This window comes from Streptomyces sp. NPDC048361 (assembly GCF_040651795.1).
GTDB lineage: Bacteria > Actinomycetota > Actinomycetes > Streptomycetales > Streptomycetaceae > Streptomyces.
Genome location: NZ_JBEZKW010000026.1, coordinates 1 through 22,863 on the forward strand (window position 1 = coordinate 1; position 22,863 = coordinate 22,863).

The following is a 22,863-nucleotide window of genomic DNA, read 5'->3' on the forward strand; positions in this document are numbered from 1 at the left end:
GGGCTTTCCTCCGGGCGCTTCCCTTCGGTATTTCGTGTTTCCGACTCTATCAGACTCTTTCGTGTCCGATTCCCCGTCGAATTGGGGTTCGCCTTGAGTTCTTCGCTTTCGCGTTTTCCCTTTCGGCGGGCCCGACTTTATCAGAGATTCTGAAGCCGGATTTCCGTCCCCGTCGTGAAGTCCTCTGCGGTGCTTGACCGTAGCGGGTTCCCCGTGGGCGGAGACATAAACCTACTGGAGCGGGGCGCCCCGATGCAAATCGAGGTGCCCCGCTCCGGACCTGCTGTCGCGACGGTCAGACCTCGACGACCACGGGGAGGATCATCGGACGCCTGCGGTAGGTGTCCGAGACCCACTTGCCGACCGAGCGGCGGATCAGCTGCTGGAGCTGGTGGGGCTCGACGACGCCGTCCTGGGCGGACCGGTTGAACGCTTCCTCGATCTTCGAGACCACCGGTCCGAACGCCGAGTCCTCGATGCCGGAACCGCGGGCCTGGATGTGCGGACCACTGGTGATCTTGCCGCTGGTGGAGTCCACCACCACGTACACCGAGATGATGCCCTCGTCGCCGAGGATGCGGCGGTCCTTGAGCGAGGACTCGGTGACGTCGCCGACCGAGAGGCCGTCGACGTAGACGTAGCCGGCCTGGACCTTGCCGACGATCCGCGCGGTGCCGTCGACCAGGTCGACGACCACGCCGTCCTCGGCGATGACGATGTGGTTCTTCGGAACGCCGGTGAGGGCTCCGAGCTCCGCGTTCGCCCGCAGGTGACGCCATTCGCCGTGGACCGGCATCAGGTTCTTCGGCTTGCAGATGTTGTAGAAGTACAGCAGCTCGCCGGCCGAGGCGTGGCCCGAGACGTGCACCTTGGCGTTGCCCTTGTGGACGACGTTGGCGCCCCAGCGGGTCAGGCCGTTGATGACGCGGTAGACCGCGTTCTCGTTGCCGGGGATGAGCGACGACGCCAGGATCACGGTGTCGCCCTGGACGATCCGGATCTGGTGGTCGCGGTTGGCCATGCGGGACAGTGCGGCCATCGGCTCGCCCTGCGAACCCGTGCAGACCAGGACGACCTCGTCGTCCGGCAGGTCGTCGAGGGTCTTGACGTCGACGACGAGGCCGGCCGGCACCTTCAGGTAACCGAGGTCGCGTGCGATGCCCATGTTGCGGACCATCGAGCGGCCGACGAAGGCGACTCTGCGGCCGTACTCGTGGGCGGCGTCCAGGATCTGCTGGATGCGGTGGACGTGGCTGGCGAAGCTCGCCACGATGATCCGCTTGTCGGCGTTGGCGAAGACGGTGCGCAGGACGTTGGAGATGTCCCGCTCCGGCGGCACGAAGCCGGGAACCTCGGCGTTCGTCGAGTCCGAGAGGAGGAGGTCGATGCCCTCCTCGCTCAGTCGCGCGAACGCGTGGAGGTCGGTGAGCCGGCCGTCCAGCGGCAGCTGGTCCATCTTGAAGTCGCCAGTGGCGACGGCCATGCCCGCGGGGGTGCGGATGGCGACCGCAAGGGCGTCCGGGATGGAGTGGTTGACCGCGATGAACTCGCAGTCGAAGGGGCCCAGGCGCTCTCGGTCGCCTTCGACGACCTCCAGCGTGTAGGGGCGGATGCGGTGCTCCTGGAGCTTGGCCTCGATCAGCGCGAGGGTCAGCTTGGAGCCGATCAGCGGGATGTCCGGCTTCTCGCGAAGCAGGTAGGGCACGCCGCCGATGTGGTCTTCGTGGCCGTGCGTCAGGACGATGCCCTCGATGTCGTCGAGGCGGTCCCTGATCGAGCTGAAGTCCGGAAGGATCAGATCGATGCCGGGCTGCTCCTCTTCGGGGAAGAGGACGCCGCAGTCGACGATGAGCAGGCGGCCGTTGAACTCGAAGACCGTCATGTTCCGGCCGATTTCGCCGAGACCGCCGAGCGGTGTGACGCGCAGGCCGTTCTTGGGAAGCTTCGGCGGGGTGCCGAGTTCGGGATGCGGATGACTCAAAAGACTCTCCTCACCACACGCGCCACGTACCTGAGGGCACGTGGCGCGTATGTCATTCGTGCACTTGCTGTTGTGTAGGGTTTTTCGCGCTTTTGTGCGGCGCGTATTCAGTTGTGAAGTCTGTGGTTAGAGCTGTACCCCGCCGGCTGCGAGATCGAGCGCCAGCTGGCTTGATTCTTCCGGCGTGAGCTCGACCATGGGAAGCCGGAGCGGTCCGGCGGGCAGCCCCTTGAGGGCCAGGGCCGCCTTGGTGGTCATGACGCCCTGGGTGCGGAACATGCCCGTGTAGACGGGGAGCAGCCGCTGGTGGATCTCGGTGGCCTTGGCGACGTCGCCGGCCAGGTACGCCTGGAGCAGTGCGCGCAGCTCGGGGGTGACCAGGTGCCCGACGACGGAGACGAAGCCGCAGGCGCCGACCGAGAGCAGGGGCAGGTTGAGCATGTCGTCGCCGGAGTACCAGGCGAGGCCGGAGCGGGCGATGGCCCAGCTGGCGCGGCCGAGGTCGCCCTTGGCGTCCTTGTTGGCGACGATCCTGGGGTGCTCGGCGAGCCGGACGAGGGTCTCGGTGTCGATGGGGACGCCGCTGCGGCCGGGGATGTCGTAGAGCATCACAGGGAGCTCGGTGGCGTCGGCGATGGCCGAGAAGTGCCGGAGCAGGCCCTCTTGGGAGGGCTTGTTGTAGTACGGGGTCACCGCGAGCAGGCCGTGTGCGCCGGAGCGTTCGGCCGTACGGGCGAGGTCGAGGGTGTGGCGGGTGTCGTTGGTTCCGATTCCGGCCACGACGTGGGCCCGGTCGCCGACGGCTTCCAGTACGGCCCGTACGAGCTGGTCTTTCTCCGCGTCGCTGGTGGTCGGGGACTCGCCGGTGGTGCCGTTGACGATGAGTCCGTCGTTGCCTGCGTCGACCAGGTGGGCGGCCAGTCGCTGGGCGCCGTCGAGGTCGAGTGCGCCGTCCGCCGTGAAGGGCGTGATCATGGCGGTGAGGACCCGCCCGAAGGGGGTCTGCGGAGTGGAGATCGGAGCCATGGGTAACACGCTACTCGTTGCTCAGGGCGGGGTCCCCCCTCGGGGGCAGGTGGCTGAGGGAGCCCGGCACTGCCTGCTCGGGGGTTCAAGCAGTGCCGGGTCCGTTTGATCAGCCTAGATGAACTTCACGAAACGCCGCAATACGGACACTTTGCGCGGCGTATCCGCACATCTGTGCCGGTATGGGTCCTCGCTCGTCGTGGCCTGTCGTGGGCGGGGTGGTTACGGGGCCACCCGGCCGTTGGCGTTGAAGGCCGCGTGGGTGAGCGGCATCAGCCGGGCCCACTCCCGCTCCATCTTCTCGCCGACCATCTCGATCTCCCGCTGCGGGAAGGACGGCACCTTCGCCAGCTCGTGCTGGGTGCGCAGGCCGAGGAAGTGCATCAGCGAGCGCGCGTTGCACGTCGCGTACATCGAGGAGAAGAGGCCGACCGGGAGCGTGGCGCGGGCGACTTCGCGGGCGACGCCGGCCGCCAGCATCTCCTGGTACGCCTCGTAGGAGCGCCGGTAGGAGTCCTCCATGACGCGGGCGGTCAGCTCCTGCTGCTCCGCCGAGCCGTCGACGAACTCGTACTTGCCGGGGCGGCCCTGCTGGACCAGCTTGCGGTCGGTGCCCGGGATGTAGAAGACCGGCTGGAGCTCCCTGTACCGGCCCGATTCCTCGTTGTAGGACCAGCCGACGCGGTGGCGCATGAACTCGCGGAAGACGAAGATCGGGGCGCTGATGAAGAACGTCATCGAGTTGTGCTCGAAGGGGCTGCCGTGCCGGTCCCGCATCAGGTAGTTGATGAGGCCCTTGGAGCGCTCGGGGTCCTTCTGGAGCTCTTCGAGGGACTGCTCGCCGGCCGTCGAGACCCGGGCCGCCCACAGCACGTCCGAGTCGGACGCCGCGTGCTTCACCAGATCTACGGTGACATCGCTGCGGAAGCTGGGCTTGAGGTCAGGGGCGGGGGTGTCGGTCACCGGCGGGTCCTTCCAATTGCGTCGCTCGGGCGGCGCCCACTCTACGGGCCGGCACTGACAACTCCGTCCCTGACGGTTCGTCATCACATTCTTCGGCCAATTCGGGGAATTCGGGCACCAATCGGCACTGCCGTGCGTCTGTACCAGTAGGCAGCAACCAGTTCGACAGCCCCTCGAGTTTCCCAGGAGATGTGCCCCCATGTTCCGCCGGCGTGAGCCCGTTCCGTTCGCATTCGTCGCCGAGGCCGACCGCTACCGCAGCAACGTCGAGCCGCCGCCGCGCCAGCGCGCGAGCGCAGGTCAGCTCCTTGGCAGGACCCTCGTCGGCCTGACCGTCATAGCCGGGCTCACCGGTGGGCTGCTCTTCGGGCTGCCGGCGATGGAGAGCCCTCAGTCCCCCGGGCACAGTCAGCAGTCGGAGGCCTCGCAGGGGCGCTGACCGGCGCCCGACCGGCGCTGACCGGGCTCAACGCGCCGACGCGCGCCCGGACCCCCGGAGGTGGCCGCACGGAGACCTGCTGGGTAGCCTCACCCCGCACAGCCCAATCGAGCGTGCTTGTGAGTGAGGATCAGTCGTGCCCCTGCCCTTCCTGACGGCCGACCGCGCAGTCGACGCACCCGGTGAGTACTCCGACGAGGTCGCGCTGCCCTTCGACGACCGCGATCGCTGGCGGCGGCCCTACCGGCCGGGCCCGTGGCGGGTCGCCGCCGGAGCCATGCTGCTGCTGCTCGCCTCGTTCGTGCTGTTCGCCGCCGTGATCATCGCCGCCGCCAGGGAACCGGCGGGGGCGCTCGCCGTTCTCGGCGTCGCCGTTCTCGTGATCGCGTCGTCGCTGCGGCTGCTGCGGGTCGGGGTGTGGGTCAGCGAGGCCGGGCTGCGCCGGGTCGCCTTCTTCTCCACCACTACGGTGGCGTGGCCGCGGATCGGCGCCGTGCACACCGTTCAGCAGCCGGTGCGCTGGCTTGGTCTTCCGCGGACCGTCCAGGGCCAGGCCCTGATCGCCGAGCGGCCCGGCGCCGAGCCGCTCGCGCCTCTGCTCACCGACCACAACGCGGACTTCCTGGGACGCGGCGAGGCCTTCGACCGGGCCGCGGACCTGGTGGAGGCATGGGCCGACGAGTACCGGCGCGGCTGACCGCGGGCCGCTGAACCCCAGCCGGGCCCGGCCCCTGGGGCCTCTCGGGTGGACCGGGCCGGGCTCGCGGGGTCTGGCCCGACCAGAAGAAAACCTAGACCTCGGCCGGTTTCCTGTCGTGCAGCGCGATCGCGCGCTGCATCGCCTTGCGGGCCCGGGGGGTGTCGCGGGCGTCCTGGTAGGCGACGGCGAGGCGGAACCAGCAGCGCCAGTCGTCGGGCGCGTCCTCCGTCTCGGCCTTGCGCCGGGCGAAGACGGCGTCGGCGGAGTCCCGGTCGATGCGGCCGCCCGACGTGCGGACCAACTCGTCGACGGGCAGGCCGCCTTCGGCTTCGAGGACGACGGCCAGCTTGTTGGCCTTGGTCACGAAGCGGGTGTTGGCCCACAGGAACCAGATGCCGACGAGCGGCAGGATCAGTACGGCCACGCCCAGCGTGACGGTGATCCAGGTGCCCTCTTCGAGGAGCCACACGCCACGGCTGCCGGCCAGGACGAAGTAGAAGACCAGGACGGCGGCCGTGATGACATAGGTGATTTTCGCGCGCATGAGGCCGACGGTGCCGCTCAGTTGAGGTCGAGGAAGTGTTCCAGGCCGAAGGTGAGGCCCGGGGTGGTCACCACGCGGCGGGCGCCGAGCAGGATGCCCGGCATGAAGCTGCTGTGGTGGAGGGAGTCGTGGCGCACGGTGAGGGTCTCGCCCTCCGCGCCGAGCAGTACTTCCTGGTGGGCCAGAAGGCCGCGCAGGCGTACCGCGTGCACGGGGACGCCGTCCACGTCGGCGCCGCGGGCGCCGTCGAGCGCCGTGGTGGTGGCGTCCGGCGCGGGGCCGACCCCGGCTTCGGCGCGGGCCGCCGCGATGAGCTGGGCGGTGCGCGTGGCGGTGCCGGAGGGGGCGTCGACCTTGTTGGGGTGGTGCAGCTCGATGACCTCGACCGACTCGAAGTAGGGCGCCGCGAGCTGGGCGAACTTCATGGTCAGGACGGCGCCGATGGAGAAGTTCGGCGCGATGAGCACACCGGTGGACGGGGAACCGTCCAGCCAGGTGTTCAGCCGCGCGAGGCGGTCCTCGGTCCAGCCCGTGGTGCCGACGACGGCGTGGATTCCGTGGCGTACACAGAACTCCAGGTTGTCCATCACCGAGGCGGGGGTGGTCAGTTCGACGGCGACCTGGGCGCCGCTCCCCGCGAGCGTCTCCAGGTCGTCGCCGCGGCCGAGGGCCGCGACCAGTTCCATGTCCTCGGCGGCCTGAACGGCCCGTACCGCTTCGGAGCCGATCCGGCCCTTGGCACCGAGGACCGCCACGCGCAGCTTGCTCATTCGCTTGCTTCCTTCAGGGGTGCGCGACCGGGGTCACGCGACAGGGGTTAGGCGACCGCTTCGTGGAGGCGGTCGGCCTGCTTGTCCTTCAGCGGGCCGATGACGGACAGCGAGGGACGCTGACCCAGGACATCACGGGCCACCGCGCGGATGTCGTCCGGGGTGACTTCGGCTATCCGGGCCAGCATGTCGTCGACCGACATCTGCTCGCCCCAGCACAGTTCGCTCTTGCCGATGCGGTTCATCAGCGCCCCGGTGTCTTCGAGGCCGAGGACGGTGGAGCCGGAGAGCTGGCCGACAGCGCGGGCGATCTCGTCGTCCGGGAGTCCTTCGTTCGCGACGCGGTCGAGTTCGTCGCGGCAGATCTTCAGGACGTCGTGGACCTGGCTCGGGCGGCAGCCCGCGTACACGCCGAACAGTCCGCAGTCGGCGAAGCCCGAGGTGTAGGAGTACACGCTGTAGGCCAGGCCGCGCTTCTCGCGGACTTCCTGGAAGAGCCGGGACGACATGCCGCCGCCGAGCGCCGTGTTGAGGACGCCGAGCGCCCAGCGGCGCTCGTCGGTGCGGGCGAGGCCCGGCATGCCGAGGACGACGTGGGCCTGTTCCGTGCGGCGGTTCAGGTGCTCCAGGCGGCCGGCGGCCTTCAGGGTGCGGGAGCCGCTGCGCGGGGCGAGGGGGACGGCGTCCGTACGGGACAGCGCGCCGGCCTTCTCGAAGGCCTTGCGGACCTGGCGTACGACGGTGGCGTGGTCGACGTTTCCGGCGGCCGCCACGACCAGGTGGCGCGGATCGTAGTGCTTCTTGTAGAAGCGCGAGATCTGCGCCTGGGTGAGCGCGTTGATGGTGTCGACGGTGCCGAGGACGGGGCGGCCGAGGGGGGTGTCACCGAGCATGGTGTGCGCGAACAGGTCGTGCACGCAGTCGCCCGGGTCGTCCTCGGTCATCGCGATCTCTTCGAGGATGACGCCGCGTTCGGCGTCGATGTCCTCGGCGAGGATCAGCGAGTCGGTGAGCATGTCGCACACGACGTCGATCGCCAGCGGCAGATCGGTGTCGAGGACCCGCGCGTAGTAGCAGGTGTACTCCTTCGCCGTGAAGGCGTTCATCTCGCCGCCGACCGCGTCCAGGGCGGAGGAGATGTCGAGGGCGCTGCGCTTGCGGGTGCCCTTGAAGAGGAGGTGTTCGAGGTAGTGGGTGGCCCCGTTCAACGTCGGCGTCTCGTCACGCGAACCCACCTGGACCCAGATGCCGAAGGTCGCCGACCGTACGGAGGGGAGGGTTTCGGTGACGACCCGCAGGCCGCCGGGGAGGGTCGTACGGCGGACGGTGCCGATGCCGCCCTGACCCTTCAGAAGCGTTTGGGTACGGGCGACGGCCCGCCCCTCCGAAGAGGGGCGGGCCGTCGTCGCGGAACTACGGGACGTCACTTGGCCGCGTCGTCCTTGTCAGCCTCGTCGGCCGTCTCGCCCTCGATCACGGGGACCAGGGAAAGCTTGCCGCGGGAGTCGATCTCGGCGATCTCGACCTGGACCTTGGCGCCCACGCCGAGCACGTCCTCGACGTTCTCGACGCGCTTGCCGCCGGCGAGCTTACGGATCTGCGAGATGTGCAGCAGACCGTCCTTGCCGGGCATCAGGGACACGAACGCACCGAAGGTGGTGGTCTTGACGACCGTACCCAGGTAGCGCTCGCCGACCTCGGGCATCGTCGGGTTGGCGATCGAGTTGATCGTGGCGCGGGCGGCCTCGGCCTGCGAGCCGACCTGGGCACCGATGTAGATGGTGCCGTCGTCCTCGATCGTGATCTCGGCGCCGGTGTCCTCCTGGATCTGGTTGATCATCTTGCCCTTGGGGCCGATGACCTCGCCGATCTTGTCCACGGGGATCTTGACGGTGATGATCCGCGGGGCGTTGGGGGACATCTCGTCCGGCGTGTCGATCGCTTCCATCATCACGTCGAGGATGTGGAGGCGGGCGTCGCGGGCCTGCTTGAGGGCGGCAGCCAGGACGGAGGCCGGGATGCCGTCGAGCTTGGTGTCGAGCTGGAGCGCGGTGACGAACTCCTTGGTGCCGGCGACCTTGAAGTCCATGTCACCGAACGCGTCCTCGGCACCGAGGATGTCGGTGAGGGCGACGTAGTGCGTCTTGCCGTCGATCTCCTGCGAGATCAGGCCCATGGCGATACCGGCGACGGGGGCCTTGAGCGGCACACCGGCGTTCAGGAGCGACATGGTGGAGGCGCAGACCGAGCCCATGGACGTCGAGCCGTTGGAGCCGAGGGCCTCGGACACCTGACGGATCGCGTAGGGGAACTCCTCGCGCGTCGGAAGGACCGGCACGATGGCGCGCTCGGCGAGCGCGCCGTGGCCGATCTCGCGGCGCTTGGGCGAGCCCACGCGGCCGGTCTCGCCGACCGAGTACGGCGGGAAGTTGTAGTTGTGCATGTAGCGCTTGCGGGTCACCGGGGAGAGGGTGTCCAGCTGCTGCTCCATGCGGAGCATGTTGAGGGTGGTGACGCCCAGGATCTGGGTCTCGCCACGCTCGAACAGCGCCGAGCCGTGCACGCGCGGGATGGCCTCGACCTCGGCGGCGAGCGTACGGATGTCCGTGATGCCGCGGCCGTCGATGCGGACCTTGTCCTTGATGACGCGCTCGCGGACCAGCTTCTTGGTCAGCGCGCGGTACGCGGCGGAGATCTCCTTCTCGCGGCCTTCGAACTGCGGGAGCAGCTTGTCGGCGGCGATCTCCTTGACGCGGTCCAGCTCGGCCTCGCGGTCCTGCTTGCCGGCGATGGTGAGCGCCTGCGCGAGCTCGCCCTTGACCGCGGCGGTGAGCGCCTCCAGGACGTCGTCCTGGTAGTCGAGGAAGACGGGGAACTCACCGGTCGGCTTCGCGGCCTTGGCGGCGAGGTCGGCCTGGGCCTTGCAGAGGACCTTGATGAAGGGCTTCGCGGCGTCCAGACCGGAGGCGACGACCTCTTCGGTGGGCGCCTCGGCGCCGCCCTTGACGAGCTGGATGGTCTTCTCGGTGGCCTCGGCCTCGACCATCATGATCGCGACGTCGCCGTCCTCGAGGGCGCGACCGGCGACGACCATGTCGAAGACGGCGTCCTCGAGCTCGGTGTGCGTCGGGAAGGCGACCCACTGGCCGTTGATCAGTGCGACGCGGACGCCGCCGATCGGGCCGGAGAAGGGCAGGCCGGCCAGCTGGGTGGACGCGGACGCGGCGTTGATCGCGACGACGTCGTACAGGTGGTCGGGGTTGAGCGCCATGATCGTCGCGACGACCTGGATCTCGTTGCGCAGGCCCTTCTTGAAGGACGGACGCAGCGGGCGGTCGATGAGGCGGCAGGTGAGGATCGCGTCCTCGGAGGGCCGGCCCTCGCGGCGGAAGAAGGAGCCGGGGATCTTGCCGGCCGCGTACTGCCGCTCCTCGACGTCCACCGTGAGGGGGAAGAAGTCGAGCTGGTCCTTGGGCTTCTTGGACGCGGTGGTCGCCGAGAGGACCATGGTGTCGTCGTCCAGGTACGCCACGGCGGAGCCGGCGGCCTGCTTGGCGAGGCGGCCCGTCTCGAAGCGGATGGTGCGGGTGCCGAAGGAACCGTTGTCGATGACGGCCTCGGCGTAGTGGGTCTCGTTCTCCACTAGTGTCTTCTCCATTTGCTTGGCTGCATTGTCGTCTTTTCGTCCCCCTGCCCGTGTGGCTCGGGGACGGTGGTCGACGGCGGAGAAGCGCTCCTGGGGGCGGGCCGGTCTTCGATCGAAGCGCCCGGGGTGCCTTGCGGTCCGGGGGCCACTACCGAGGACCGGCGGCGGAGGAGGGCTTCTGCTCGCTCGTCGCGGTGAAGCGTCTTCGGTGCTGCTTGTTCTGTTGTGCGTACCCAGACTACTGAGCGTTCGGCACGTCGCGCATGTACAGCAAAGGGAGCGGCCCCCTAATAGGTGGGAACCGCTCCCTCGACAGCATGCTTACTTGGCGCCACCGGCCGCACCGCGGCGGATGCCCAGGCGGTCGACCAGCGCACGGAAGCGCTGGATGTCCTTCTTGGCCAGGTACTGCAGAAGGCGACGGCGCTGGCCGACGAGGATCAGCAGGCCACGACGGGAGTGGTGGTCGTGCTTGTGCGTCTTGAGGTGCTCCGTCAGGTCGGAGATGCGGCGCGAGAGCATGGCGACCTGGACCTCGGGGGAGCCGGTGTCGCCCTCCTTCTGGCCGAACTCGGACATGATCTGCTTCTTCGTAGCGGCGTCGAGCGGCACGCTTACTCCTCAGTATGGTTCGATGCGCCCACGAGTGCCCCAGGTCTTGATCTCTGGGGAGCTTCCGTGACTCGCGGGCGAGGGTCCGATGAGCGCAGCTTCCAGATGCTCCGGAAACGCGTACACAAACGGCCGTCACACAGCGTACCAGCACCCCGGGTGGTGGTTGACCCGAGGCCGGTGCGGGGTGGGGGCGGCGGCGCCGGTCAGCTGGTCAGGGCGCGGGCCCGGGCGTACACGTCGAAGACGGCCAGGGTCAGCGGCAGCAGGGTGAGCAGGACGAAGCCTTCGGCGATCTCCAGGAAGCGGCCCCAGAACGGGGTGACGCCGCGGTTCGGCACGATCAGCGCGATGGCGGTGACCAGCGCCGCGGCGGCGGCGATCGCGGCGACCAGCCACAGCGTGTGGATGTCGAGGCCCGCGGTGTCGCCCTTGAGCGCGTCCTGCATGAGGTCGCGCGGCGCGTTGACGCACAGGCCGAGGCCGAGCAGGACCAGGGCGCCGAGGCCGGCGGCGAGGGTGGCGGCGACCTGCGCGGTGTAGCGGAAGAGGTGGGCGCGCATCAGCAGGGCGATGCCGGTGGCCAGGGCGAGCAGCCGGCCCCAGGTGTCGTCGCTGAAGCCGAGGACCGCGGCGCCCGTGACGGCGAGGACGGCACAGCCGCCGACGAGGCCGACGAGCAGTTCGTGGCCGCGCCGGGCCTGGGCCGCGATGCGCTCGGCGTCGACGGGCTGCGCTGCGGCGTCGTCGTCGGCGTCGCGCTGGGAGCCGTGGGGTGCGTCGAAGCCGATGGGCAGCCGGGCGAAGCGCATGGAGAGCCCGGGCAGGAAGGCGAGCGCGCCGACGGCGAGCTGGGCGGCGACCGCGGCGGTCTCGGTGGGCGTCATGTCGGTGAGGATCGCCGCGAACACGACGAGCGCGCCGACCGCGGAGGCGAGGACGAACGCGACGAAGGGCCCGTCGCCGCGGGGCGAGAGCAGGGTGAGGACGAGCGACGCGATGAGGACGGCGGCACAGGCGAGCAGCATCTGGAGCCGGCCGATGCCGTGGTGCGCGGTGAGCGGCAGGAGCCCGGAGCCGGCCACGGCGATGTTGGGCAGCGAGCCGAGGCCGAGGGCGACGGCGGAGAGCTGGTCGTCGTAGATGCGGGCGCGGACGGCGGCGAGCGTGAGCAGGAGCACGCCGGCGACGGCGGCGAGGATGCCGGGCAACCCGTGCATGTCGTGGAGCGGGTCGCCGCTCCAGGCCGCGAAGGCGAGCAGCGCGGGCAGGACCCCGCCGGCGATGAGTCCGGCGGCGCGGGTCAGGTCGCTGTTCCACAGGGTGCGGTCCCGGGTGACCGCTGAGGCGACCGCCTCGGAGACGTCGTCGAAGACCGCGGGGGGCAGCGATTGGGAGAACGGGCGCAGGGTGAGCAGTTCGCCGTCGAGGATCGACTGGGCGGCGAACGAGCGGGCGCTGTCGAGGACGGTGCCGTCGCGGCGTACGAGGGAGTAGCCGACGGGAGCGCCTTCGGCGGGGCTCTGCTGGGCGAGCCGCAGGATCTCCGGGTAGATGTCGGCGACGGGGATGTCGTCGGGCAGGGCCACGTCGATGCGGCCGTCCGGCGCGACGATCGTGACCCGGCAGAAGCCGAGTCCCGTCCCGGTCGCCTGGGCCGGCCGGTTCGGCTCGGCGGCCGTCGTCGCGGTGGTCGTCGTGCTCACCCTCGGCTCCCCCTGCTGTCGTGTGCGCTTGCGTTTGCGATGCGTACGCTCCCCCGACCCCGGGCCCCCGGTGTCAATTGCCCGGTTTGGCCGCTCGGTTCGCGGGTGCTGTCGCCCCGGACGGCACCCTATCGCCAGCCGGTCACATCGGATGTCAGTAGGATCCCGGAGCGGTCGGCGTTCGCCGGACACGGGGCGGCGAGCTGAACTTCTACGACTGCCAAGGGAATTGGTGCGTTGTGAGTCACATCATCGTCAAGCGGCCGCCACGGGCGCTGCCTTCCGAGGTGCCGACGGAGGAGGTCGTCCTCCAGTCTCCGCCGGAGCTGCCACGCGGACAGCAGGAGGGTGCGCTGATGCAACTCCTGCCCATGCTGGGCATGGGGGGCTCCGTGGTGTTCTTCTTCATGCCGAACAGCCAGCCGTTCATGAAGATCATGGGCGTGGTGATGGTGGCCTCGACGGTGGCGATGTCGGTGGCGATGATCATCCGCTACCGCAAGGGTTCGCAGGGACAGCTGGCGGACATGCGCCGCGACTATCTGCGCTATCTCGGCCAGACGCGGCGTGCGGCGGCGCAGGCCGCGCACAAGCAGCGGGACGCGCAGTACTACCTGCATCCCTCGCCGGAGCAGCTGTGGGCGCTGGTCGCCGAGGGCAGCCGGGTGTGGGAGCGCCGGGCGGGCGACGAGGACTTCGGGCAGGTCCGCGTGGGGCTGGGGCCGCAGACGCTGGCGACCGCGCTCGTACCGCCGCAGACCGCGCCGGTCGACCAGTTGGAGCCGCTGACGGCGGGCGCCATGCAGCGGTTCCTGGCCACGCATCAGACGGTCGAGGACCTGCCGATGGCGGTGTCGCTGCGCGCCTTCTACCACATGACGGTCAGTGGGGAGGCGCAGACGGTACGCGCCTCGGCCCGCGCCCTGACCGCCTCGCTCGCCGCGCTGCACTCCCCCGAGGATCTGGTGATCGCGGTCGCCGCTTCGGCGTCGGCGTCGGCGCACTGGGAGTGGACGAAGTGGCTTCCGCACACCCAGGCGCCGGCTCTGACCGACGGTGCGGGCAGCAGGCGGCTGATCAGCCGCAGCGCCGCCGAACTCGAAGAACTCCTCGCGGCCCGCCTCACCGGCCGGCCCCGCTTCCACCCGGAGGGCGCGCCGCTGCCGGAGCAGCCGCACATCGTCGTCGTCCTCGACGGGGTGTCGCCTCCTCCGATGTCGGTGCTCGCCTCGGCGGAGGGCCTGCAGGGCGTCACCGTCGTCGAGGTCGTCCCCGGTGAGCTCACCGGCGCCCGTGGCGATCTGGCCGTCGTCGTGCACCCGCGCACCCTGCGTCTGGAGTCAGGCCACGGCCTCGTATACGAAGGAACCCCCGACCTGCTGTCGTACGAGTCGGCCGACGCGCTGGCCCGTCAGCTGGCCCCGCTGCGCATGGCGTCCGGTGGCGACGACGACGAACCGCTCCTCGCCAACCTGGAGTTCACCGATCTGCTGAACCTGGGCGACGCGGACTCGGTGGACACCGCTCGCACCTGGCGGCCGCGCTCGGCGTCGGAGCGGCTGCGGGTGCCCATCGGTGTGGGTGAGGACGGGCGGCCTGTCATGCTCGACCTGAAGGAGGCCGCGCAGGACGGCATGGGCCCGCACGGTCTGTGCGTCGGCGCGACCGGTTCCGGCAAGTCGGAGCTGCTGCGCACGCTGGTTCTCGGCCTCGCGGTGACGCACTCCTCGGAGACCCTCAACTTCGTCCTCGCCGACTTCAAGGGCGGTGCGACCTTCGCCGGCATGGCGCAGATGCCGCATGTCGCGGCGGTCATCACCAACCTCGCCGACGACCTCACTCTCGTCGACCGCATGGGCGACTCCATCCGCGGCGAGCTCAACCGCCGCCAGGAGATGCTGCGCGACGCCGGCAACTACGCCAACATCCACGACTACGAGCGGGCCCGGGTCGCCGGCGCCCCGCTCCAGCCGGTGCCGTCGCTGGTCCTCGTCATCGACGAGTTCAGTGAACTGCTCACCGCCAAGCCCGACTTCATCGAGATGTTCGTGCAGATCGGCCGCATCGGCCGCTCGCTCGGCGTCCATCTGCTGCTCGCGTCGCAGCGGCTGGAGGAGGGCAGGCTGCGTGGCCTGGAGACGTATCTCTCCTACCGGATCGGTCTGCGTACCTTCTCGGCCGCCGAGTCGCGCGCCGCGCTCGGTGTCCCCGACGCCTACCACCTGCCGAGCGTGCCCGGCTCCGGCTATCTGAAGTTCGGCACCGACGAGATGACCCGCTTCAAGGCGGCGTACGTCTCCGGTGTGTACCGCACGGGCGCGGACCGCTCCGCCGCGCTCGGCGGCCCGGTGCCCGTGGACCGGCGTCCGGTGCTGTTCACCGCCGCCGAAGTGCCGGTGACGTACGCGCCGCCGACCGTGCCGGGGCCGCGCGGCGAGAGCGGGCCGCGCACCGACGACGCGCTCGCCGACACCGTGCTCGACGTCATCGTGCGCCGCCTCGAAGCGCGCGGGCCGGCCGCCCACCAGGTGTGGCTGCCGCCGCTGGACAGCCCGCCGGCGCTCGACTCGCTGCTGCCGGGCCTGGCTCCCGTGCCGGGGCGCGGACTGACCCAGCCCGGCTACGAGGGCGCGGGGCGTCTGGTGGTGCCGGTCGGCCTGGTCGACAAGCCGTTCGAGCAGCGCCGCGACCCGCTGTGGTGCGACTTCTCGGGCGCGGCCGGTCATCTGCAGATCCTGGGCGGACCGCAGTCGGGCAAGTCGACGCTGGTGCGGACCCTGATCGCGTCGTTCGCCCTCACCCACACGCCGCAGGAAGTGCAGTTCTACGGGCTCGACTTCGGTGGCGGCGGCATGTCCGCGGTCGCCGGGCTCCCGCACGTCGGCGGCGTCGCCTCCCGCCTCGACCCCGAGCGGGTGCGGCGCACGGTGGCCGAGGTGTACGGCGTGCTGACCCGCCGCGAGGAGTACTTCCGCTCCGCCGGCATCGCCTCGATCGCCGACTTCCGCTCCCGGCGGGCCCGCGGCACCATCTCGCTCACCGACCAGCCGTGGGGCGATGTGTTCCTCGTCATCGACGGCTGGGGCAACTTCCGTACCGAGTACGAGGGCCTGGAGCAGGTCGTCCTGGACATCGCGGCCCGCGGCCTCGGCTACGGCGTCCACCTGGTGGTGACGGCGTCGCGTTCCATGGAGGTCAGGGCCAACCTCAAGGACCACCTGGTGAACCGGCTCGAACTGCGGCTCGGTGACACCATGGACTCCGAGTTCGACCGCAAGGTCGCGGCCAACGTGCCCATGGGGGTGCCGGGCCGCGGCCAGTCCCCGCAGAAGATGCACTTCATGGCGGCGGTGCCGCGCATCGACGGCCTCCAGTCCGACACCGACATCGCCGAGGCGACGCGCGCACTGGCCACCGAGGTCACCCGGCACTGGACCGCCCCGGGCGCGCCCGCGGTGCGCCTCCTGCCGCGCGAACTGCCCGCGGCGCAGCTGCCGCCCGGTCACGCATCGCCGGAGCGCGGCATCGCGTTCGCGCTCGACGAGAACAACCTGGAGCCGGTGTTCGTCGACTTCGAGCAGGACCCGTTCTTCCTCGTTTTCGGCGAGGGCGAGTCCGGCAAGTCGAACCTGCTGCGCCTCCTGATCACCCAGCTCACGCGGCGGTACGAGGGGGACGCGTGCAAGCTGTTCGTGGTGGACAACCGGCGCGCCCTGCTCGATGTGACGCCGCCGTCCCACCTGGCCGAGTACATCCCCATGTCGAACGCCATGGACCACCACATGGACGCCCTGGCCGACCTGATGCGGCGCCGCGCGCCCAGCGCGGACGTGACCGCGCAGCAGTTGCGCGACCGCAGTTGGTGGCGCGGGCCCACGGTGTACGTCGTCGTCGACGACTACGACCTGGTGTCGACGTCCAGCGGCAACCCGCTGGGCAAGCTCACCGAGCTGCTGCCGTTCGCGCGTGACGTGGGGGTCCGCTTCATCATCGCCCGCTCCACGGCGGGCGCGGGCCGCGCCGCTTACGAGCCGTTCATCCAGCGCATGAAGGAGCTGGGCGCGCAGGGCGTGGTCCTGGCCGGTGACCCCGGCGAGGGTGACATCCTCTCGGGCGTCCGCCCCCGCCCGATGCCGACGGGCCGCGGCACCTTCGTCTCCCGCAAGCGGGGCAAGCCGCTGGTGCAGACGGGGCTGATGGAGGACGGGAGCTGACCGGGCCCCCAGAGGCCGACGGGAGCTCACCGTCCGATCGGACGGTGAGCCGGGATCCGCGTGACGTGAAGGAGTGGATCTCGGCCAAGTGCCCAGCATGTGGTCCAACTCACTTGGTATAACGGCGCCTTGTCGAATGAAGCCCACGCCTGCCCTGGAGAGAACCCGGGGCGGGCGTGGCTCGCGGGGAGGCAGTGCGCATGTCCTGGGACGAGTGGGAGCAGCTCAAGAAGGAGTCCGCGGGCCGGGGTTCGACGGCGATGCGGCTCAACCAGCTGCCGGCGGATCCGGGTGGCCCGTCCGGCGGGCAGGGTGACCTGCGCGTCGACCAGAAGGACCTGGCGGCCGTCGGCGACTCCGCGTTCCGGCTCCGCCAGGACCTGAGCCGGTTCGGCGACCATGCCCGCGTCGCGTCCATGGCCGCCGCCTCCGGGCTCACCACCCAGGGGTTCGCGCTCGGCAAGGCTCTGGATCACGTCGCGGGGCACTGGGTCGACCAGGTCCAGAGCCTGCTGGATGCCTGCGCCCACATCTCCAACCACCTCGACTACACCAAGGGCGCCCATGCGGGCGACGAGTTCCACATCTACGGAACCGTCAGCAGCATCGCCGACCTCGACAAGGGATTCGACGAGGGGGCCCACTGATGCATCTCGACACGCTGCGTTTCGCGAACTTCGCCCAGCTCGACGCCGCCATCACCGACTGGGAACAGATGGCGAGCGGGCTCGCACAGGTGCATGCCACCGCCCACCAGGACCTCAAGGCCAAGGCGGACAAGGCGAACTGGGTCGGAACCAACGCCACGGTGACGCGCGAGTTCATCGACAAGACCGCCGGAGAGTTCGACGACGCCCACACCGAGGCGAACACGATCGCCCGGATCCTGGCCGACACCCGCGGTGAACTCAAGGGCTACCAACGCCAGTTGCTGGGGGCCATCGACCGCGGCCTGAAGAACAACCTGACCGTGCTGGACCTCGGCAACGGCTCGTTCACCGTCACCATGAACATCCACCCCGATTGTGCGGGCCGGGGCACCACCGTTCCCGACCACAGCCAGCACGATGTGGACGCCCTGCGTGACGAGGTGCAGCGCATCCTGAGCCAGGCCACGGAGAGCGACACCACCGCCGCCGAGGCGCTCGGGCTCATCGTCGACCAGGCCAAGTACGGCTTCTCCGGCGCCGATTACGCCGACCGGGACTCCGCAGCCAAGGCGGTCAAGGCCGCGAAGACGGCGGCAGCCCTCATGAAGAAGGACCCCCACAAGGTCACGACGACCGAACTCAACGAGCTCAACGCCACTTTGAGTCAATTCCAGCACGATCCGATCTTCGCCGAGCAACTGGCGACGTCCGTCGGCCCGAAGGGGGTGCTCACCTTCTATGCCGGGATCGCGGACCCGTACCTCGCGGGCTACGACCCCCAGCGCGCCGAGGCGGCCAAGCAGTTCCAGAAGAACCTCGGTGTCACCCTGGGCACCGCCACGCTGTCCGACAGTACGAGGATGGGCGCGTGGGAGGACGGGATGGTGAAGCTCGGCTCCGAGCCACTGGGCATCGACGACGCGTCCAACCCCCGCGGCTTCGCCGTGATGAGCAACCTCATGCGGTTCGGCGACTACGACGACCGGTTCCTCAACGCCTACGGCGACAAGCTTCTGGCCTTCGACAAGGAGAACAACGTCAAGGGCAGAAGCCCGTGGATCAACAACTGGAACCAGGCGGACCTCAACTTCTGGGGCGACGAGGACCGCGGCCGTGACCCGATGACCGGCTTCCTGGAGGCACTCGGCCACAACCCGGAGGCCTCGACACAGTTCTTCGCGCAGCCCGAGGACTCGGGCGACACGGTGGACAACGACTCCGAGGTCAACGACCACCTGGCGTACCTCACCAAGGACCGCGTCTGGCTCCCGGACGGCCCGGCCATGGGCGACGCCCCCAAGGAGGTCGCGGGCCGCGACGCGCTGGGGCACGCGCTGGAGGCGGCGACGACGGGGTACGCGTACGACGCGACGGCCCCCGTGGGCAAGGACCACGGCACGGTCGTGGGCCTCGCGGACCGCCGCACGGCGGCGACGGCCGGGGTCATGGAACAGATCGCCTACCTGTACGGCGGCGAGGACGGCCCGAAGATGCTGCACGACCAGCCCGAACTCGCGGACAGCCTGGGCAAGATGGGCTCCGCGTACATCGACGACCTCGACTACGCGGCGTCGGGCCTCGGCGACCACGCGAGGGACGCGACGACCTTTCCCGGCCGCTATCCGGGACGTGCGGACTTCGGGAATCAGGGCGCCATCGGTTTCCTGAGCGTTTTGGGGCAGAACGAGACGTCGCATGGGTTGGTGACGGCAGGGCAGCACTTGTACACGCTGAGCACCTTGGACGCGTATGCGCCCACCAGCGATGCGAACTACATCCACGGACAGCACGCTCTTCGCGCGGAGGCAGAAGTGCGCGGAATCCTGGACCACTCGCACGTACAGCAGGCAACGAGCGACTACAAGGACGACACCGAGCAACTCAACAAGTCCAACGGCAGGACGGCGGAGTGGGGCAAATTCGCCGTGGGAGCCGCAGTCGGCGGCGGTGTCGCCATGATCCCGCTTCCCGGCACGACGGTCGCGGGCATCGCCATCGCCCCGGTCGTCTCGGACCTCACCGGCGAAGCACTGAACACGTTCATCGGCCAGGAGACGGACAAGGCCATGGACAAGGACGAGGCAGATCCCACGGAGCAGTCGCAGATGACGAGCAAGGAATTCTTCGATAAAGGTTCCGGCGAGTTGGGTGCCACCTACGACCACTACCTGGCCGGCCATGCCGCATATGCACAGAAAGCATATGCGGACGGTTCTGTGGCTGATATCAAAAACGCCTACACCACGGGAGCGACTGAGGACGACCTTCGCGGCCGTGCACCCTACAAGGACTGATCACCATCAACGACGATTCCGTGCGGGGCCCCGTCTCCACTGGCGGGGCCGGCTGGACGGCACTCACCGTAGCGCTCGCCTTCACGGTGTTCGGCTGCTCGGACAGCCCTGATCCCAAGCCGGAAGGCTCCCCCGCAAGCGCACTCTGTGCCGGGACTCTGGACGCGGCCGCAGCTGACGCGCTACGCCGGCTCACCGGGATGGAAAGATTCGAGGAGTTGACCGGAACAAATGATGAGGGGAGGCCGCGGAGCTTCTCCCTGACGTGGACGGCGGCACACCTCCACAACAGGGCAACGCAGTTGGGAGAGTGTGAGATCTGGGAAGCCGGAAGCAACGGCGCCGCCATGCTCGTATCCATGGATTTCGGCGCCAGCCCCAGCGTTCCGACCCGCAAGGAATTCGAAGCTCTGCACAGGGATCGCACGAATTCCACCGATAATGCTTCACCGACGACATTCATCCCTGTTGGAGCGTCCGCCTACACCGAAGGCAGCACTTACACAACCCTCTACTTCAAATGCCATGCCCAGGGGGGAGATGGCGAGACGCAGTTCGTGAGGGCGTCCATGATCAGCCCGCAGCGCCTCAAGGGCAACTCACAGATCAAGGACCGCGTGACGATCCTCAACTCCGTCTCGCGGCGCCTCGCCGAAGAGCTCGGCTGCGCGGCCGACGCCAGCCTCCCCGCGACCGTCCCCGACCCCGAACCGACCTGACGCACCCCCACACCCGGAACCCGATCTCGTGATTCTCTCCGCCTCTCCACCCCCGCCCCGACCTGCCAAGTAGGCTGATCGGACGGCCGGTTGGCAGGTGGCCCGTCGCACTGTCGCTACGTCTGGAAGGAATCGCTCCGTCATGGCTGAGGAACAGGACACGGAACTGCGGGAGCGCAAGGAGCGCGAGAAGAACGAGCTGTACGCGCTCGACATCTCCGGGGCCGAATGGCACAGCGCTCCCGGGACGTCCGAGGACGAGGAGCGGGTCGAGATCGCGTATCTGCCGGCCGGTGCCGTGGCGATGCGGTCCTCCGTGGACCCCGGCACGGTGCTGCGGTACACCGAGGCGGAGTGGCAGGCGTTCGTCCTGGGGGCGCGGGACGGGGAGTTCGACCTGGAGCCGTCCGTACGCAACGGGGGGCTCGAAGCGCCGGCGGAGTAGCGGACGCCTTGCGACGCATACACACGCCGAACGGGGTGGGCGCCTCCCGCACGCGCCCACCCCGTTCCGGTCCTGCAGGCCGTGCTCCGGCTCAGTGGAAGTGGCTGGCCGCCTTGCGGTCGCCTGCCCGGTAGGCCGGGCCGGCGCCGTCGACGGCCTTCGCGATCTGGTCCAGTGACGTCTTGATGCTCTGAGCCCTGATGTCCCAGTCGTTCTGCGTCTTGGCGTAGGCCTCGTGGGCCTCGCCGTGCCAGTCCGCCGAGGCGGTCTTTACGAGGGCCTTCAGCTCTTCGAGGTTCCTCTCGAGTTCACCGGCCTGCTTCCTGATGGCGGTAGCCGCATCGTGGAGGCTGCTGTATGTCACTCCGAGGACATCGCCGCTGTAGTCACTCATGACTTCCCCTGACCTTTCGTGTGTTCCTGGTGAATGGAGCCGGTGGCGGCTGCCCGGTGCTCCGGACCGGGCAGGATCCGGCCTGCGGGCTAGTAGGCGCTGAGGTTCGAGGTCATCGCGGCCGTGTCTGCCTTGTCACCGCTGTAGCCGTCCACGACATCGACGCCCATGAGGGCTTGGTGGACCTCGTGGTCGATGTCGCCCTTGCCGGTGCGTGTCGCCTTCATGGCTTCCAGGAAGCGCAGCAGGTCGTTGCCGATCCCGACCATGTTGTCGTTGATTGAGGTCTGCTTGCGGTTGAAGGCACCGGCGCCAATGCCGTCCCAGGCGCCTTCGAGGCTGTCGATGACGGCTTGCAGGCTCTTGAACTGACCCTTCACAGCCTCGAACTTACGCACAACCTCCCTTTCGAGAATGAGCATCTGACTGTCTGATACCTGCTGGTCCTTCGCCATGTGCGGGTTCCCTTCGGGATCGGATGGTTCTCATGGAAATGGTCGGAGCTGTGGTCTTGGGGCCGTGGTCGTTGCTGTGGCCGTGTCGTTGTCCGGCTAGGCGCCGCGCCGCCGGTTGCGGATCGCGGCGAACACGCCGCCCCCGACTGCGATGAGCCCGGCGACGACCCCGCCGACGACCCACGGGGTGTTCCCGCCCCCGTCGTCGGCCTGTTCCTTGCCCCGGGCGACGGGCTCGCCCTTCGGCGGCGCCGAGGAACTGGGCACGGCGGGAGTGGCGGGGGCGGCGCTGCTTCCCCCCTGCTCGGGCGCGACGGGGTCGACGTCGGCGGGGCCGGGGTCGATGTCCGGCTTCTCCAGCACCAGGCGGGGCCGGATGAGGCCGTAACCGAGGTATTTGCTGGGCGTGTTCTTGTCCCAGGACCGCCCGGCAGTGTCGATCATCGTCCGCAGAACCTGGTCGGCGGTCCAGGAGGGGTGAGCGGACCAGATGAGGGCGGCGGAGGCGGAGGCGATGGCAGTACCCGCACTGGTGCCGCCCGAGTTGCAGTACTGCTGGAACGTGGCGTCGCACCATCCGGGAACGTCCAGGCCCGGGGACGCCAGGTCGACGAACGCACCCGACTGCGAGTACTTCGCCACCGCGCCGTTCTTGTCCGCTGCCGCCACACCTACGACTCCGCGAGAGGCGGCCGGATAGGTGACGAGGGCGTCATGCTTCTCCTCGTCATTACCGGCACCCGCAATCAGCAACTTGCCTTTGGATACGGCGAATTCGACCGCATCCTCCGTGGCCTGGTCCCTCACCGGCGAGGCGAACGACATGTTGATGATCTTGGCGTCCGACTCGGCAGCGGCCCGGATGGCCGCGGCCGGCTGCTGAGTCAGCTTTCGTTCGGCAGGGTCCTTCAGCGTGGAGAGGACGACCCGGAGCGGGATGATCTTCGCCCCTGGGGCCAGTCCTTTGATGCCTCCGCCTTGGCCGGTGCCCGCGATCAACTCGGCCATGGTCGTGCCATGCCCGTCGTAATCCTTGGTCGCTCCGTACCGAGCCGCAAGCGGCACCTCCTGATCAAGCACCTGTCCCTTCAGGGAGGACGTCTCGGCGTTGACCCCGCTGTCCACCACGGCAACTTTGACGCCACTGCCGGTGCTCGTCTTCCACATCTCCGACGCCTGCATGGAATCGAGGTACCACTGCTTGGGGGCAACAGCGTCAGCGACGGCATACGGCGCCAGGCCGACGGACGCAACTGCCGAAAACCCAAGGGCCACACCGGCCGAAGCCGCCCGTCTCCATGCCTG

General features: G+C 69.2%; 19 protein-coding genes. 7 read left to right on the forward strand and 12 right to left on the reverse strand.

The window, feature by feature from the left end; all coding sequences use genetic code 11:
* Positions 1 to 295 precede the first annotated feature (295 nt).
* The 3 genes from AB0D31_RS16925 to thyX all read right to left on the reverse strand — a co-directional run bounded on the left by AB0D31_RS16925 (position 296) and on the right by thyX (position 3,970).
* Positions 296 to 1,981 carry a ribonuclease J gene (locus AB0D31_RS16925; protein WP_362723081.1) on the reverse strand — a complete coding sequence of 562 codons (1,686 nt, stop codon included), beginning with the start codon at positions 1,979 to 1,981 and terminating at the stop codon, positions 296 to 298.
* 126 nt (positions 1,982 to 2,107) lie between these two features.
* Entirely contained in the window at positions 2,108 to 3,007 is a 900-nt protein-coding gene (gene dapA, locus AB0D31_RS16930; RefSeq protein WP_362723084.1) for a 4-hydroxy-tetrahydrodipicolinate synthase, read from the reverse strand.
* Positions 3,008 to 3,229: 222 nt separating this feature from the next.
* On the reverse strand, positions 3,230 to 3,970 hold the full coding sequence (gene thyX, locus AB0D31_RS16935) for an FAD-dependent thymidylate synthase (protein ID WP_362723087.1): 741 nt from the start codon (positions 3,968 to 3,970) through the stop codon (positions 3,230 to 3,232).
* Between the two features lie 199 nt (positions 3,971 to 4,169).
* Between thyX and AB0D31_RS16940 the strand changes: the two genes are divergently transcribed.
* Both AB0D31_RS16940 and AB0D31_RS16945 read left to right on the forward strand, forming a co-directional pair.
* Positions 4,170 to 4,409 (forward strand): hypothetical protein, encoded by a 240-nt coding sequence (locus AB0D31_RS16940; RefSeq protein WP_362723090.1) that lies wholly within the window; start codon positions 4,170 to 4,172, stop codon positions 4,407 to 4,409.
* 136 nt (positions 4,410 to 4,545) lie between these two features.
* Entirely contained in the window at positions 4,546 to 5,106 is a 561-nt protein-coding gene (locus AB0D31_RS16945) for a hypothetical protein (protein WP_362723093.1), read from the forward strand.
* Between the two features lie 94 nt (positions 5,107 to 5,200).
* Here AB0D31_RS16945 and AB0D31_RS16950 read toward each other — a convergent pair whose 3' ends face one another.
* From AB0D31_RS16950 to eccD, 6 genes are all read right to left on the reverse strand, one after another.
* On the reverse strand, positions 5,201 to 5,653 hold the full coding sequence (locus tag AB0D31_RS16950) for a hypothetical protein (RefSeq protein WP_362723096.1): 453 nt from the start codon (positions 5,651 to 5,653) through the stop codon (positions 5,201 to 5,203).
* 17 nt (positions 5,654 to 5,670) lie between these two features.
* Entirely contained in the window at positions 5,671 to 6,423 is a 753-nt protein-coding gene (gene dapB, locus AB0D31_RS16955; RefSeq protein WP_362723098.1) for a 4-hydroxy-tetrahydrodipicolinate reductase, read from the reverse strand.
* Between the two features lie 47 nt (positions 6,424 to 6,470).
* Positions 6,471 to 7,850, reverse strand: a complete 1,380-nt coding sequence (locus tag AB0D31_RS16960) for a pitrilysin family protein (RefSeq protein WP_362723101.1) — start codon at positions 7,848 to 7,850, stop codon at positions 6,471 to 6,473.
* Positions 7,847 to 10,066, reverse strand: a complete 2,220-nt coding sequence (locus AB0D31_RS16965) for a polyribonucleotide nucleotidyltransferase (protein ID WP_362723276.1) — start codon at positions 10,064 to 10,066, stop codon at positions 7,847 to 7,849. Before AB0D31_RS16965 ends, AB0D31_RS16960 begins: the two co-directional genes overlap by 4 nt.
* A gap of 324 nt (positions 10,067 to 10,390) precedes the next feature.
* Positions 10,391 to 10,681 carry a 30S ribosomal protein S15 gene (rpsO, locus tag AB0D31_RS16970; protein WP_267056737.1) on the reverse strand — a complete coding sequence of 97 codons (291 nt, stop codon included), beginning with the start codon at positions 10,679 to 10,681 and terminating at the stop codon, positions 10,391 to 10,393.
* A 206-nt stretch (positions 10,682 to 10,887) separates the two neighbouring features.
* The gene (gene eccD, locus AB0D31_RS16975; RefSeq protein WP_362723104.1) at positions 10,888 to 12,387 is read right to left on the reverse strand and encodes a type VII secretion integral membrane protein EccD; all 1,500 of its coding nucleotides are present in this window, start codon (positions 12,385 to 12,387) and stop codon (positions 10,888 to 10,890) included.
* A 239-nt stretch (positions 12,388 to 12,626) separates the two neighbouring features.
* Here eccD and eccCa point away from each other — a divergent pair, with 239 nt between their 5' ends.
* The 5 genes from eccCa to AB0D31_RS17000 all read left to right on the forward strand — a co-directional run bounded on the left by eccCa (position 12,627) and on the right by AB0D31_RS17000 (position 20,709).
* Positions 12,627 to 16,601 carry a type VII secretion protein EccCa gene (gene eccCa / locus AB0D31_RS16980; protein ID WP_362723107.1) on the forward strand — a complete coding sequence of 1,325 codons (3,975 nt, stop codon included), beginning with the start codon at positions 12,627 to 12,629 and terminating at the stop codon, positions 16,599 to 16,601.
* A gap of 200 nt (positions 16,602 to 16,801) precedes the next feature.
* The gene (locus tag AB0D31_RS16985) at positions 16,802 to 17,248 is read left to right on the forward strand and encodes a hypothetical protein (protein ID WP_362723110.1); all 447 of its coding nucleotides are present in this window, start codon (positions 16,802 to 16,804) and stop codon (positions 17,246 to 17,248) included.
* A complete protein-coding gene (locus tag AB0D31_RS16990; protein ID WP_362723113.1) occupies positions 17,248 to 19,545 on the forward strand; it encodes a DUF6571 family protein in 2,298 nt (765 codons plus the stop codon). Before AB0D31_RS16985 ends, AB0D31_RS16990 begins: the two co-directional genes overlap by 1 nt.
* A gap of 359 nt (positions 19,546 to 19,904) precedes the next feature.
* Positions 19,905 to 20,264, forward strand: a complete 360-nt coding sequence (locus AB0D31_RS16995) for a hypothetical protein (protein ID WP_362723116.1) — start codon at positions 19,905 to 19,907, stop codon at positions 20,262 to 20,264.
* A gap of 142 nt (positions 20,265 to 20,406) precedes the next feature.
* Positions 20,407 to 20,709 (forward strand): DUF397 domain-containing protein, encoded by a 303-nt coding sequence (locus AB0D31_RS17000; protein WP_362723118.1) that lies wholly within the window; start codon positions 20,407 to 20,409, stop codon positions 20,707 to 20,709.
* Positions 20,710 to 20,800: 91 nt separating this feature from the next.
* Here the strand turns inward: AB0D31_RS17000 and AB0D31_RS17005 are convergent, their stop codons facing one another.
* From AB0D31_RS17005 to AB0D31_RS17015, 3 genes are all read right to left on the reverse strand, one after another.
* Positions 20,801 to 21,103, reverse strand: a complete 303-nt coding sequence (locus tag AB0D31_RS17005; protein ID WP_362723121.1) for a WXG100 family type VII secretion target — start codon at positions 21,101 to 21,103, stop codon at positions 20,801 to 20,803.
* Between the two features lie 89 nt (positions 21,104 to 21,192).
* Positions 21,193 to 21,558, reverse strand: coding sequence for a WXG100 family type VII secretion target (locus AB0D31_RS17010; RefSeq protein WP_362723124.1), 366 nt, complete (start codon positions 21,556 to 21,558; stop codon positions 21,193 to 21,195).
* A 96-nt stretch (positions 21,559 to 21,654) separates the two neighbouring features.
* Positions 21,655 to 22,740, reverse strand: a complete 1,086-nt coding sequence (locus tag AB0D31_RS17015; protein WP_362723127.1) for a S8 family serine peptidase — start codon at positions 22,738 to 22,740, stop codon at positions 21,655 to 21,657.
* Positions 22,741 to 22,863: the final 123 nt, after the last annotated feature.

Coding starts and splice junctions, on each gene's coding strand:
- dapA (WP_362723084.1), bottom strand. CDS start 3,007: ATGGCTCCGATCTCCACTCCGCAGACCCCCTTCGGGCGGGTCCTCACC.
- AB0D31_RS16940 (WP_362723090.1), top strand. CDS start 4,170: ATGTTCCGCCGGCGTGAGCCCGTTCCGTTCGCATTCGTCGCCGAGGCC.
- AB0D31_RS16950 (WP_362723096.1), bottom strand. CDS start 5,653: ATGCGCGCGAAAATCACCTATGTCATCACGGCCGCCGTCCTGGTCTTC.
- dapB (WP_362723098.1), bottom strand. CDS start 6,423: ATGAGCAAGCTGCGCGTGGCGGTCCTCGGTGCCAAGGGCCGGATCGGC.
- AB0D31_RS16985 (WP_362723110.1), top strand. CDS start 16,802: ATGTCCTGGGACGAGTGGGAGCAGCTCAAGAAGGAGTCCGCGGGCCGG.
- AB0D31_RS16990 (WP_362723113.1), top strand. CDS start 17,248: ATGCATCTCGACACGCTGCGTTTCGCGAACTTCGCCCAGCTCGACGCC.
- AB0D31_RS16995 (WP_362723116.1), top strand. CDS start 19,905: ATGGATTTCGGCGCCAGCCCCAGCGTTCCGACCCGCAAGGAATTCGAA.
- AB0D31_RS17000 (WP_362723118.1), top strand. CDS start 20,407: ATGGCTGAGGAACAGGACACGGAACTGCGGGAGCGCAAGGAGCGCGAG.
- AB0D31_RS17005 (WP_362723121.1), bottom strand. CDS start 21,103: ATGAGTGACTACAGCGGCGATGTCCTCGGAGTGACATACAGCAGCCTC.
- AB0D31_RS17010 (WP_362723124.1), bottom strand. CDS start 21,558: ATGGCGAAGGACCAGCAGGTATCAGACAGTCAGATGCTCATTCTCGAA.
- AB0D31_RS17015 (WP_362723127.1), bottom strand. CDS start 22,740: ATGCAGGCGTCGGAGATGTGGAAGACGAGCACCGGCAGTGGCGTCAAA.